11 protein-coding genes and 1 pseudogene are annotated in these 13,243 nt (G+C 40.2%); 3 read left to right on the forward strand and 9 right to left on the reverse strand.

Annotated features, from left to right (window positions below):
• Positions 1-68: 68 nt before the first annotated feature.
• Positions 69-626, reverse strand: a complete 558-nt coding sequence (locus LC048_RS09680; protein WP_226600879.1) for a class I SAM-dependent methyltransferase — start codon at positions 624-626, stop codon at positions 69-71.
• A gap of 241 nt (positions 627-867) precedes the next feature.
• Here LC048_RS09680 and LC048_RS09685 point away from each other — a divergent pair.
• Positions 868-2,078: pseudogene (locus LC048_RS09685) on the forward strand (dicarboxylate/amino acid:cation symporter).
• A gap of 92 nt (positions 2,079-2,170) precedes the next feature.
• On the opposite strand, the gene LC048_RS09690 reads toward LC048_RS09685, so the two are convergent.
• From LC048_RS09690 to LC048_RS09700, 3 genes are all read right to left on the reverse strand, one after another.
• Complete coding sequence (locus LC048_RS09690; protein WP_226600881.1) at positions 2,171-3,220, reverse strand: mechanosensitive ion channel family protein; 1,050 nt, start codon at positions 3,218-3,220, stop codon at positions 2,171-2,173.
• Between the two features lie 124 nt (positions 3,221-3,344).
• Positions 3,345-4,061: a YebC/PmpR family DNA-binding transcriptional regulator gene (locus tag LC048_RS09695; protein ID WP_226600882.1), complete on the reverse strand. Its 717-nt coding sequence runs from the start codon at positions 4,059-4,061 to the stop codon at positions 3,345-3,347.
• 270 nt (positions 4,062-4,331) lie between these two features.
• Complete coding sequence (locus tag LC048_RS09700) at positions 4,332-5,123, reverse strand: alpha/beta fold hydrolase (protein WP_306050106.1); 792 nt, start codon at positions 5,121-5,123, stop codon at positions 4,332-4,334.
• A gap of 154 nt (positions 5,124-5,277) precedes the next feature.
• Between LC048_RS09700 and LC048_RS09705 the strand changes: the two genes are divergently transcribed.
• Entirely contained in the window at positions 5,278-6,426 is a 1,149-nt protein-coding gene (locus LC048_RS09705) for a glycoside hydrolase family 18 protein (RefSeq protein ID WP_306050108.1), read from the forward strand.
• 107 nt (positions 6,427-6,533) lie between these two features.
• Positions 6,534-8,606, forward strand: coding sequence for a metallophosphoesterase family protein (locus tag LC048_RS09710; RefSeq protein WP_306050110.1), 2,073 nt, complete (start codon positions 6,534-6,536; stop codon positions 8,604-8,606).
• A 163-nt stretch (positions 8,607-8,769) separates the two neighbouring features.
• On the opposite strand, the gene LC048_RS09715 is transcribed toward LC048_RS09710, so the two are convergent.
• From LC048_RS09715 to LC048_RS09735, 5 genes are all read right to left on the reverse strand, one after another.
• A complete protein-coding gene (locus LC048_RS09715) occupies positions 8,770-9,039 on the reverse strand; it encodes a hypothetical protein (RefSeq protein ID WP_226600886.1) in 270 nt (89 codons plus the stop codon).
• Positions 9,040-9,169: 130 nt separating this feature from the next.
• Positions 9,170-9,439 carry a DUF1292 domain-containing protein gene (locus tag LC048_RS09720; protein ID WP_226600887.1) on the reverse strand — a complete coding sequence of 90 codons (270 nt, stop codon included), beginning with the start codon at positions 9,437-9,439 and terminating at the stop codon, positions 9,170-9,172.
• A 105-nt stretch (positions 9,440-9,544) separates the two neighbouring features.
• Entirely contained in the window at positions 9,545-10,459 is a 915-nt protein-coding gene (locus LC048_RS09725; RefSeq protein WP_226600888.1) for a CBASS cGAMP-activated phospholipase, read from the reverse strand.
• Between the two features lie 123 nt (positions 10,460-10,582).
• A complete protein-coding gene (locus LC048_RS09730; protein WP_226600889.1) occupies positions 10,583-12,043 on the reverse strand; it encodes an alanine/glycine:cation symporter family protein in 1,461 nt (486 codons plus the stop codon).
• A 306-nt stretch (positions 12,044-12,349) separates the two neighbouring features.
• A complete protein-coding gene (locus LC048_RS09735; RefSeq protein ID WP_226600890.1) occupies positions 12,350-13,216 on the reverse strand; it encodes a dimethylarginine dimethylaminohydrolase family protein in 867 nt (288 codons plus the stop codon).
• Between the last annotated feature and the right edge of the window lie 27 nt (positions 13,217-13,243).

The raw sequence follows: 13,243 nt of genomic DNA on the forward strand, positions 1-13,243 counted from the left end.
TCCTCCTGATGCTCCTTCCCCTTTTTAATTCAGGAAATAGACATCCAACTTTCTTAACCAATACATAGCTATATTTTCTGACAAAAAATTGTCTGTCGTCCCTCCTGCTCATTTTCTTCAAAAAAGAGGATTTTCCACTCTATGAATTCTCTAAGAAGCTCATTTGACTCCAGCTTGTATTGATTTGATATATGTACGTTTCCAGCTGCATATTGTTTGTAAAATGTTTCGAAAAATAAATATCCATCATCATTAATCACTTGTTTTACCAGTGAAAATAAAGAACGGTCCAGATAATAGGTCATGACCGCTAAATCGTATTTATGGGTCATGAAATCGGTTCTTTCTTTCGTCAGATCAGCTACTCTGGTTGTAATATTCAACCCTCGGTTATCTGCCTGTCCTTGAATATAGTTAATAGCAATGTCAGAAATATCGATAGCTGTCACGTCATAGCCTAGCTCGGCAAGATAGAAGCTATTGCCTCCCATACCAGAGGCAAAGTCAATCGCAGTCCCTCTGTTCAGGTAAGAAGCTATCCCTAGCAATCTTTTATTTGGATCTGGAGTTGCCTGGTTAGTCAGTTTATCTATATATTTTCGATTCCATTTATCTCGAGCATCCACAATATATCCCTTCCTTCCGAAAGAGTTATCAAAAATATACCATAGATGAATAATTCATTCTGTTTCAGTTTATGTTTTTATAATATTCTGAAAATATATTGATAAATCACTCAAAAAAAGTCATACTTTCATTGTACTTAAATATTTATTATTAGAAGTTATTTTAGTAAGCGCTTTCATATTTTATTCTTTATTATGAGGAGGAGATGAGATGTCACTGACGCGTAAAATTCTTTATGGTATGGGATTGGGTATCATTGTTGGTCTTATTTTTAACTTAGCATTGCCTGGAGTGTTCGAAACAGTTAATAGTTATGTATTCGTCCCTCTTGGAAAAATCTTTGTCAATTTAATTAAAATGCTTGTTGTCCCTATTGTTATTGTTTCACTGATATTAGGAACTGCAGGAATTAGTGATCCGAAGAAGCTTGGCAGGATTGGCGGAAAGACGATCACTTTCTTCCTCATTACTACCGCAATTGCCCTAGTATTTGCGATCGGAATGGCACTTCTGATTCAACCAGGTTCAGGCAGCTTCCAGTTGGATGGCGCAAGCTTTGAAGGTGCTGAGGCGCCGCCGGTTATCGAAACATTATTGAATATTATTCGGCCAACCCACTTGGGGCCATGGTCGAAGGTTCTATGCTCCAAGTGATCGCATTTTCAATTATCATTGGCTTTGGTATAGCTAGAGTTGGTGAAAAGGCATCTGGACTGATCAAACTTGTCGAACAGGCAAATGATGTACTAATGTATTTAGTTCAGGCTATCATGAAATTTGCACCATATGGGGCTTTCGGTTTGATTGCTACAGCAATCGGCAGCCAGGGTCTAGAGGCAATCTCAGCAATGGGTAAATATATGTTCGTGGTTCTGTTCGTCCTGCTGCTGCACCTTGTGATCACATATGGTTCAGCGGTCTCTTTGCTCGGAAAACTGAATCCGATAAAATTCATCAAGGAATTTTCGCCAGCAATGATTGTGGCATTCAGCACTTCAAGTAGTGCAGCGACTCTGCCTATTTCTATGAAAACATTGCAAAATAATCTTAAGGTTTCCAAAAGTGTCAGTGGTTTTGTACAGCCTTTGGGAGCCACGATCAATATGGATGGAACAGCGATCATGCAAGGGGTTGCCACCATCTTTATTGCTCAGGTTTATGGAGCCGAACTTGGACTGGGTCAATTATTGACTGTCATATTGACAGCGACTTTGGCAAGTATCGGAACAGCTGGTGTCCCTGGAGTGGGATTGATCATGCTGTCAATGGTATTAACTTCAGTAGGCTTGCCTGTTGAAGCAATTGCTTTAGTGCTTGGGGTCGACCGTCTCCTTGATATGTGCAGAACCGCTGTCAACATTACCGGCGATGCTGTTTGCGCCGTCTATGTTGCCCGCTCTGAAGGGGAAACTTTCGAAGAAGTTGAAATTGACGAGAATATTACTGCATAATTCCCAAATAAAACAGCTGCTCAATTCATTTTGAGCAGCTGTTTTATTTGGCTTTCTTGAAAACTATAAGAGTTTGTTTATAAAACGACAGGTCATTTTGTATCAATCATTTGAAAGTTTATTGCTGGGAGATGGATGTCGTTTTCAACAAAAATCGCTGCGACCATATGCCTTAATTTACTTTCAATCTTTTCTTTGATTTCAAAGTTAACGACCGGTATTTCAATGAGGAACTCCATCGCCTTGCTATGAAAATCAATAAACCGAATATCAGGCTTCGGAGAATCAAGGATACCTTCTTCATTATCCTTAATTTCATTAACTGCTTGTTCAAGTAGAGCTTGTACCCTGTGAGTATCTGTCCCAAAAGCGACACTCACCTTTACCTGAGCCATCATTTCTGCACTGGTTCGGTTCTTTACAATCTGCTCAATAAAATACTGGTTAGGGACTATCAATGTCCCTTCTTTTGCCGTACGTATGATTGTGGATCTTAACCGTATTTTTTCAACACGCCCGACCTTATCATTGATCTGAATGATTTCCCCTACTTCAATTGGTCTTTCAAACAAAATGATAATACCGGATACAAAGTTACCAGCAACATTCCTCATGCCAAAACCAATACCAATGCCAAGAACACCAAAAACTGCCCCTATCGCAGTCAGGTTGATCCCTACACTTGTTAAACTTACCGCAAGGGCTGCAAACATAACAGTATAGTAAATGATTTGATTGAACGTATACCCCAATCCCCTGTCCACTCCGTAATAATCATAAACAGATGATAAAATATACTTATTGAATAACTTAATAAGCCTGTGTGCAAGTGAAACGATGAGGAAAGCAATGACTAGCAGCAAAATTGTTACATCGACTTCCCCATGAGTATATAGAGGATTAAATAACCAATCATTTTTTGAGAAGGTTAATAAGAGCAAAATGATGATTCCGTAAAAGGTGACCCAATCCGCCAGGGAATCGATTATGGGCAGAGCCTTTTGGAAGAGTCTTGAGTTTTTTGCAGCCGAATACTTCGCTGCCTTCTTGATTAACCAATTTCCTAAAATGATAATCACTAAAAATACAGCCAGCCTTATAATTTCTTCTCGCGAAATGTCCCTAATAAAAGTATCTACCATGTGTACCACCTGCAATTCCAATATATCTGTCTATTCCTTTAAAATAACCGGTTTAAACTTATCAGGTATACAAAAACAAACCCACTCCTTTATAGAATGGGTTTGTTTTTGTATTAAAATTCAATTAAGCAAAATCAACATTATGGTATACCTGCTGTACATCCTCTAAATCTTCCAGTGCATCAACTAACTTCTCGAATTGTTCCTGTGTTTCTTCGTCAAGAGTAACCTCGTTCTGAGGCAGCATTGTCAGTTCAGCAACAGTAAAATCATTGATTCCGGCATTCCTGAAAGCTTCCTGAATAGCGTGGAATTGATCAGGTTCACCATAGATAATGACAGAATCATCTTCTTCAAGGATATCGCGAACATCAACATCAGCTTCCATTAGAATTTCTAGTGCCTCTTCAGCTGACTTTCCTTCAAAACCAATTACCGCCGTTCTGTCGAACATATAAGATACGGAACCAGCTACTCCCATGTTCCCGCCATTCTTTCCGAAAGCTGCACGTACATTAGACGCCGTACGGTTTACATTGTTTGTAAGTGCATCAACGATTACCATGGATCCATTAGGACCAAAGCCTTCGTAACGAAGCTCCTGATAATTTTCTTCAGCTCCGCCTTTGGCTTTATCGATTGCACGATCAATAATGACTCTTGGTACGTTATATGTCTTCGCTCTTTCAAGAACGAATTTCAGTGCCTGGTTTGATTCTGGATTCGGTTCACCTTGTCTGGCTGCAACATAAATCTCAAGCGCGAATTTTGAATAAACCCTGCTAGTATTTGCATCCTTGGACGCTTTTTTTTCTTTAATGTTGTTCCATTTACGACCCATAAATTCCACTCTCTTTCGACTTATATCAGATAGCCGCAATTAATTGGGTAAATCCTGCAGCATCTTCTCACAGATAATATTATACCTTAAATGGAAGATTTGTTAAGAGGTTAGTATACAATGGTATTACGATATACTGACAATGATGAAGTAAATCATTGATTCTGCGATTGCTACCATGTTCATGCGATAGGATGAGACGCTTCTCTACTGGATAAATCCACATTAATGAAAGACACCTGCCCTAAGTGGACAGGTGTCTTTGAATTGTTATTTTTTTGCAAGAAAATCCTTCATCACCTTCACAAGTTTTCCAGGCTGTTCATACATGCTCATATGGCCGGCATTTTTAATTACCTTCTCTTCAATATTTTGTCTCGATACAGTAAAAGTTTTTTCAGGAGGGATAATTTGATCCTGTTCACCAGCAATTAAGAGCACAGGAAGGTCTGTTTCTTCTAATACTTTTATCCTTCCTGGTCGATCCTTCATCGCCTTCAATGCGCTTATAAGGCCTTCTACATTGGTATTCAAGCCAATTTTGATTGTCTCTTCGATTTCCTTCGCATTCACTTCTGTATTTTCAGGAGAAAAGAGCTTCTGGGAAAGTCCCTCGATAAATGGTCCAGCTCCTTCTTCCTGAATTTTCTTTGCATTGATTTCTCTGGATTCTTTTGCTTCCTCTGAATCCGGATGTGCTGTTGAGTGTACCAAAGAGAAAGCTTTTAAATGCTGAGGGTATAAGTCGGCAAATGCCAGGGTGATATATCCCCCCAGAGAATGACCGAAAAACGTTACCTTATCCACACCTAACTCGTCTAACAATTCTTTAATGGTACTGACCATATCCTCGATGGAATATCTGTCTTTCCCCATTCCTGACTCTCCATGGACTGGAAGATCGAGTGCGATGACTCTATGATTGTCGGTCAATTCGGGAATGATTTCCTCCCAATATTTCTTGCTGCCGGCAAATCCATGTATGAGTAAGATTGGATCTCCTTTGCCTTCATCAATAAAACTTATGTCCGTACTCCCGGCTCTTGCTAATTTTGAGTCCATAATATTCCGCTCCTATCATTAAGTATATTTATTATATTCCCCGATTCTTGTTTATTAATCTATTGGTGAAATAGATAGGCTGATATTTCCACAGCTATGAAGGTGTATTCTCTGATACAATTTTAAGGTTGATAAAACACAGGAGGATACTCTTATGAAAAGACGTTTTCTGCCACTGATCATTGTTTTACTTATCTTCATGGGCGGTTTTATATCTGGAACATTGTATTCGAATACACAAAAAGCAAAATCAGTCGCAACCAGTGCTGAAGCTGCACACTCAACCAAAATATCTGGAGTAAAGAAAGAACCACAATTGAAGAAGCAAGAAGAAAAGGTTTTGATTGGCTATGTCCAGGATTTCAGGAAGCCAGACGAAATTGATTTTCAAAGCCTGACACATGTCATTTTTTCATTTGCCCATCCATACAAGGATGGCAGCATGCTGCTAAATGGAGATCATGCTGTCAAAAATTTAAGGGAGATTGTTACTAATGCGCAAAAACATGATACGAAGGTAATGCTGGCAATCGGCGGCTGGTACCATATCAATGGCGGAGAATCCTATGATTACTTCAAGGCAGCTATCTCAAACCCTGCTTCTAGAAAAAAACTGGTTCATGAGCTTGTCAGTTTTGCTGAATCAGAAAAGCTAGCTGGCATAGATATCGATTTTGAGCACCCGCGCTCAACAGAAGATGCGCTATATCTTGCTGAGTTTGCAAAAGAAATAAGTGAACAGCTGAAACCAAACGGAAAAGAATTGTCTATCGCGGTAAATGCCAAGGTGCACAGCGTGACAGGGACTGAAATTCACTCTGTCGTGTTTGAGCCATCCATGTTCAAGTACTTTGATCATGTCAATTTGATGGCTTATGATGGTCAGTGGGATGGAGATTATAACGCTGCGAATTTATCACCTTACTCTTATTCTGCTAATATAGTAGACTATTGGACAGCTCTTTTTGACAAGCATGGATTTTCAAGGGAGAAACTTGTCCTCGGTGTGCCGCTGTATGCACAGCCTCAGGACCCTTCGATCAAGCAAGTCTCATATGAAGCCCTTATCAATCATCATCCTGCTAATGCCACAAAGGACCATGTCGAAATGAACGGGACAACATACCACTACAATGACCATGCCACATTGAAAAAGAAAACAAGCCTTGCACTTTCCCAACAACTTGGCGGCATGATGCTATGGGAAGCAGGTCTGGATGCTAAAGGGGATCAAAGTGCCACCGCTTTAATCTCAGGGGAATTAAAAAAACAGGAAGATCCTCGATACTATACCCGGAAATAAACAAGGAAGCCGCTGTTGGCTTCCTTTTCTTTATGACCCCTTGGACATCGTTTTGTTACTGCATGAATAAGTTAGCAGTAAAGAACTATACGGTGGTGAACTGAAGAATGAGATTACCAGCTATATTATCCGGACCGTTCATTAGAAGGGCTGACGCTTCTTCCATATATATTTGGATTGCATTAAGCCGTCAAGTTGAAATCGAGGCTCAATTGTTTCAAATTGATCCTGCTGGTGCAGACGAAGAAAATAAGTATGTCCCATTTGAAATCCTTACTGAAACCAAAGTGTATAAAGCAGGAGAGAAGCTATTTATCTATTTGGTCAAAATCTATCCCGCCCATACAGGTTTTCCTCCCTTCACCCTCCTTGGTTATGATTTGATTTTTAAAAAGGGGCATTTTGTCAAAAATCTTGGCAGTTATAACCTGCTCAATCCTGATAATCCACGTTCAATCGTATACGGAAATCTAAAATTTCCTGCGTTTTATCTAAACCATGAAAGTGAGGCTGCAAACTTGCTGTATGGCTCATGCCGAAAGCCGCATGGACATGGTGATGATGCCCTGTTTGCAGCAGATGTCCTCTTAGAAAATAAACATCTTGATCTCTCAGAAAGACCTAATGCCTTATTTTTAATGGGAGACCAAATTTATACAGATGATGTTGCAGACCCTCTTTTTCCCATTCTGACTGAACTTGGGAAGGAATTGATCGGTAAGAAGGATAGCGCCAAATTACATGAGCTCCTGCCGGAAAACTTAAATAAGGTGCTATACCAGGTGAATGGACGGCAATTCCTGGTCGAGCATCTCGCCAACTTTTCTACCAGGAAGGGTGATAATCATTTGATGACTTTTGGTGAATATGCAGCCATGTATGTATTCAGCTGGAGTCCGGAAATTTGGGATGACATCCATGAGAGTGATTTGCTTCCTTCCTTTCAACAGTTACTGGAAAGGAATATACTTCATCTTAAATTGGATAAAGATGAAAAGAAGAGAACGAAAGAACTGTTGAAATTGGAAGCGAGGTATGAGGAGCAAATCGAGAATTTGAGGAGCTTTGTCGTCTTACTGTCTGCGACAAGACGTTTGATGGCGAACACGCCAACCTACATGATTTTTGATGATCATGATATGACAGATGATTGGAATATATCCGAAAAGTGGGCTGCTTCTGTAAGGGAATCTTCTTTAGGCAGGTATATAATCGGAAACGGCCTGGCTGCCTACTGGCTATTCCAGGGTTGGGGTAATGAGCCGGAGGGATTTGACCAGACATTTTTGGAAAATGTTAATAGCTTTATCGCTTCTTCCAGCATTGATTCAGCCAGTTACAAACAAGGGTTGGATTATTTATGGAATTATCATTCCTGGCATTTCATCGCTCCTACCGTTCCGAAAACAGTCTTTCTTGATACTACTAGGACCCAACGTGAGTTCGATTTGAGGCCAAAGACAATTAAACTAGGGAGAATGATTGAAGAAACAACGCGCACTCCCCTTTTGATCAGCAAAGAAGGCTGGGAGGCAATAGCTCAAAAATTAATTCAAAGCGGCTGGAAAAGCAAGACTCCCCTGAATATAGTTTCACCAACTCCTTTTTATGGAATGGGATTGATCGAATCCGTGCTCCATAAATATGTATATCCATTCAAAGTTTTAGGCTTCCCTGTCCAGACAACTTTTGATTTTGATGGATGGAAGTACAATGGAAAAGGCTTGCATTCGTTTATATCTCAAGTTGCCAGCTGGGATCCTGCGTACTGTATTTTGCTGTCCGGCGATGTCCACTTCTCTTCATCAGTGAAATCTGAGGTTCGGTTTAGTTCGGGAAAAAAACACTCACTGTATCAATTCACAAGCAGCCCCATTCATAATGAAAGCTTTACAGGGGTATGGGGAGTCTTAATGAAAACCGTGCTCTGGCTTAACGCTAGCAGAAGGAAAGAGCAGTCCCTTCATCGCAGCTGTGGGAAAACTTACAATCTTACCCTTGGAAAAAGTGATGTGAATCCTAAACAAAAGCTTTTATGGGAAGAAAGTATTCAGTACTATTCTTTCGGAGATGGCACTGTGGCCGAAACGAAAAACACAATCGGTTATCTTAAGTTCAAAAAAGGCAAACTGGAGAATACTTTGCTTATGGCAGCGGATTACAGCGAAAGCACTGAATAATGATAATAAAATTAATCCTCCTAAGCATTCTGAAATGAGGAAAGTGCTATATGTCAAATAGGAGGAGCGGCTATAAGAGTTATAGCTGCACTTTTATTAGTATTTTTTTCAACCTGACAGGGTGCACTAATCATGAAAAAGAAATCGAATCCTAATTTCCGTGCTATGAACTGATCTCTTCGAATTCTTTAATTTTCTCGAGCCTTTCTACTAGCACCATACACTTTCTCTCACCAATCTCATAGATATACATTTTATGACCGTTTTCCTTAAGAAGCTTCCTGAATTGGATTTCGCCTGATAGGTCGTATCCGTTTGCAAAATCCGAAATTTTCTTTAATATTTGCTCCCTGCTTGGTTCGTTTGTAGATGCTATTTTAATAGGTATCGGAATCCCCTTTATTTTAAAGGTAACAAGGACGACGCTTTCCAATTGAATCAACTCCTTTCAAAAACAATTCGACAACCTCGTATAATTTCCTTCTATTTACTGGTTTTTTTACCATTTTGTCCTTACATTATAATACCAAAAAAGGAGCGAGGCTTAACCTCCCTCCTCCCCATTATTCTTCTTCTTGCATCATTTCATCAAAGGCAGAAGACACCTTTTCAAATTCATCATCCGATTCAATGGCTGCGAAATCTCCATCTTCGTCTACTTTCAGGAAAAAGATATCAATATCTTCATCTGTTTCGGTTTGCAGATCTTCAACAAAACTGACAGCTGCATAGTCAGCCCCTTCAATTGTTAAAGTGCCAATCACCTCAACTTCTTGCTCCACATCATTCTCGTCACTGATTGTGAATACTTCGCCAACTTCCAATTTATCCATCGTTCGTACCTCCTGTCTTTTTTACACAGAATAGTATTTCAAAACTATGTAATCTACATTCTGTTTAAGACTAAGTTATAATGATTTTTTTAGCCAGCATAAAGCTTATTTTTCCGATAAAAAAGATGCGATTTTCTCTCTATGATCTTGAAATACCTGCCGCCCGAGATTCTTTAGTTCTGACATATTAGTAAAATCATCAAACGGGACTTCTTCTGATAGCTCTGTATTCAGTCTAAGGTAATGATCACCTAGTAAAAGCTGGCAGTGATAGGAAACTGATTCAGATGATAAATCCATCGCCAGATCCAATAATTTAGGCGTAACTTTTAAAGTTGGAAAATGGAATGGCAGCCATTGCTTAATGCCCCAGTACTTTTCCTCCCCTATGGAAAAATCAATTTTCTGTTGGCCTGTCCCAATCGATAGGATATGGATGTCAGCTAAGTCGATTTTAAAGTGATGCAAGGCTTCCGTGACACAAACCAGCGACGGATTATTTGCCCATAGTCCTCCATCGATCGATAAGTATTGGTTGTTTACATTGTTCGGCGGAAAGTATATTGGTGCCGAACAAGATGAAAGTACAGCGTCCCACAACTTTAGCGACAGTTCATTATCAGAAGAGTAACCGAAATCCGTCCGATGGACATAAGGTTTTCCATGTGTTATATCAACAGCGGGTATCAATAAAGGCTTTGTGATGTCGCCAAGAGTAATATCTTTGAAAGCCTGTTTTAACAGACGACGTAAATATCTGTCACTATACACGCTTTTAAAAAGACCGATCTTTGACTTTCTCACAAATATTTTTTTACCATATGTCTCGTACCTGCCCATCACTTCTTTCATCGATGTGTTCATAGCAGCTGAAGCGGCAATGATAGATCCTGTACTTGTACCAGAGATCACATCAAAGAGTTCAGCTACAGGCTTTCCAAATTCGTCCTCTATCGCTTGCAGAATAGCAATCGGGAAAATGCCTCTTATACCGCCCCCATCGATGCATAACATTTTCATGAAATTCCCCCGATTCAACCTTAATGCTCTCATTGTTCCCATTCCACCGGGACAATAAAACAAACAAATTAGCAAAAAAGAAGAGCTGCCCATTGATGAAGGCAGCTCTTTTAGAAAAACAAATTATGATACTTTATCCTTTTCATGGTTGAAGGAATATTCTTCTTCCCAAAACTCAGCATTTTTGATGCCGAGTTTTTTGGAATTGAAAACTGGATCAATTCCTTGCTTTTTCTGTTCCTCATAATCCTTCAAAGCAATCAAGGCTGGTTTTGCCAAAAGGACAATGGCTATTAGGTTGAGCCATACCATCAGTCCCAGGCCGGCATCTCCAAGCGCCCATGCCAATGACGCTTCTTTTACCGCTCCATAGAAGACAGCGCCAAGGATAACGATTTTCAGGATGAACATTGGTACCTTGCCATTTCTTCCTCTAAGAAGATAAGCAATATTTGTTTCTGCCATATAATAATAAGCCATGATCGTCGTAAAAGCGAAGAAGAATAGTGCAACAGCTACGAATTCTGCACCAAATCCAGGAAGAACCGAATCAACTGCAGCCTGTGTATATCCTGGACCTGCTTCCACTCCCTTAAGGTTTTCGACAATGAATGCCCCGTCAGCACCAACGGTATTGAACATTCCTGTGAACAGGATCATGAAAGCTGTTGCCGAGCATACGAACAATGTATCGATGTATACAGAGAATGCCTGAACCAAGCCTTGTTTAGCCGGGTGAGATACCTCTGCAGCAGCGGCTGCGTGCGGTCCAGTACCCTGTCCTGCTTCGTTGGAGTAGATACCTCGTTTTACACCCCATGCAATCGCGCTGCCCAATATACCGCCAAACATGGAATCAGCACCAAAAGCACTTTTGAAAATCAATGCGAAGACAGCAGGAACTTCCGTGATATTCATTCCAATAATGATAAGAGCCACAAGGATGTATCCTACGGCCATAAATGGAACAGTATATTGGGCTACTGTTGCAATTCTCTTAACGCCGCCAAAAATGATTACTGCTAAAAGTGCGATGACAACCAGCCCTGTTACAGTTTTACTTACGCCAAACGCGTTCTCAAGTCCAAGTGCAATTGAATTTGATTGGATCCCTGGCATCAAGAGAGACATTGCCAGCAATGCTGCTATTGCAAATAAAATTGCGAACCACTTAATCCCCAGACCTTTTTCAATGTAGTATGCAGGACCACCGCGATAAAGACCATCCTGCTTTACCTTGTAAATTTGAGCAAGCGTTGATTCAATGAATGCGCTGCTCGCCCCGATGAATGCAATTGTCCACATCCAGAAAACTGCACCAGGTCCACCCATTGCAATAGCAGTGGCTGTACCTGCGATATTACCTGTCCCGACCCGGCCAGATAAAGCAATAGATAAGGCCTGAAAAGATGAAACACCAGCATCGGAACTTCTTCCTGTGAACATTAGTTTAACCATGTCTTTCAGAAGTCTGACTTGCAGAAAACGTGTGAGGATTGAGAAGAGCAAACCGATTCCTAGAATGATGTAAATGACCGGGTTGCTCCAAAGAATCCCATTAAGCCAAGAAACAAAAGCTTCCAAATGAATCCCCCTTTACAGATTTGATTTCTTTCTATTTTGAATTATAAGATAATTCAACTTAAAGGACAATCAAAATGTGAGATTTATTATCAAACAATTTTATCACTGTTAAAAAACAGAAATATACTTATTTATTAGCAGGGTTCATACCGCGAGTGTTATGAGTGCGGATGGGATTTCCTTACTATCATTCAAAGCTGTAAGAGCTGCTCCTTACTTGGGCAGCTATTCACTGATTATCAGCAAAGCTTTCAAGGCTAGCTATAACGAAAAACAGCGAGAGACGGCTGTCTCCCGCATGAAATCTTAATGTTCGCTCTTCTCTCGTAAAATCGGAAGTGTACAGCAGCGGAATGATCCGCCAGATTTGATGATTTCTGTGATATCAACTTCAATTACTTCGAATCCTTTGCTTCTTAACTGCTCATTTACTCCTTTATTCACAGGTAAGCTGAGAATTCTCTTATGTCCTATACCTAAAACATTTGTTCCCAGGGTGAATTGTTCTTCCTCGCTCACGTCAATCAACTCATATCTCGAGCTGAGCAGCTGAATATCTTCCTCAGTCAATGCAGGTCGATAAATCAACGCAATTTCAGGAGAAACGACATTGAATACACAATCAAGATGCAAATACTCCGCTTTAAAGGGAACGGCTTTAACTTTCATGTTCGGAAGCAATCCTTGCAGGTGATCTGCTGCTTGTTGGTTTGTCCGGTTACTTAAGCCGACAAATATAGTGTCATGATCGATAACAACGTCCCCTCCCTCGATCTGATCACCAATTAAATTATAATAGGATATCCCCTCATCCTCGAGCCACTGTTTAAGGACATTCTCTTCTCCCTTACGTACTTCGCTGGCCATATCCGCAACAAAAATGGTTTGTCCGAGTGTAAAGCCAATATCTCTCGTAAAGACCTGCTCTGGATATTTCTTATGGTATGGAAGAAGGACGACCTCCACCCCGTATTTTTTCAATATGTTCACAAATTCTATATGCTGTTTTAAGGCAACTTCTATATGTATGCCCTCTTCCATGAAATGTTTCTGGGTTTCATTAATTACTTCACGTATTGTCATATACTGTGGGCTACAAAGAATGACTTTCTTAAGTACGTCATATTCATTTATGACATAGCCTCTATTTTCGGGCTGCTGGTTCAGTTCCATCCTCATTCCTCCTTATATAAAAATCAT

Source organism: Mesobacillus subterraneus (genome assembly GCF_020524355.2).
GTDB classification, from domain to species: domain Bacteria; phylum Bacillota; class Bacilli; order Bacillales; family Cytobacillaceae; genus Mesobacillus; species Mesobacillus subterraneus_C.

Bases quoted from the DNA above. Each gene is read 5' to 3' on its own strand.
- LC048_RS09710 (WP_306050110.1), top strand. From the start codon at position 6,534: ATGAGATTACCAGCTATATTATCCGGACCGTTCATTAGAAGGGCTGAC.
- LC048_RS09695 (WP_226600882.1), bottom strand. From the start codon at position 4,061: ATGGGTCGTAAATGGAACAACATTAAAGAAAAAAAAGCGTCCAAGGAT.
- LC048_RS09735 (WP_226600890.1), bottom strand. From the start codon at position 13,216: ATGGAACTGAACCAGCAGCCCGAAAATAGAGGCTATGTCATAAATGAA.
- LC048_RS09700 (WP_306050106.1), bottom strand. From the start codon at position 5,123: ATGGACTCAAAATTAGCAAGAGCCGGGAGTACGGACATAAGTTTTATT.
- LC048_RS09720 (WP_226600887.1), bottom strand. From the start codon at position 9,439: ATGGATAAATTGGAAGTTGGCGAAGTATTCACAATCAGTGACGAGAAT.
- LC048_RS09690 (WP_226600881.1), bottom strand. From the start codon at position 3,220: ATGGTAGATACTTTTATTAGGGACATTTCGCGAGAAGAAATTATAAGG.
- LC048_RS09705 (WP_306050108.1), top strand. From the start codon at position 5,278: ATGAAAAGACGTTTTCTGCCACTGATCATTGTTTTACTTATCTTCATG.
- LC048_RS09725 (WP_226600888.1), bottom strand. From the start codon at position 10,459: ATGAAAATGTTATGCATCGATGGGGGCGGTATAAGAGGCATTTTCCCG.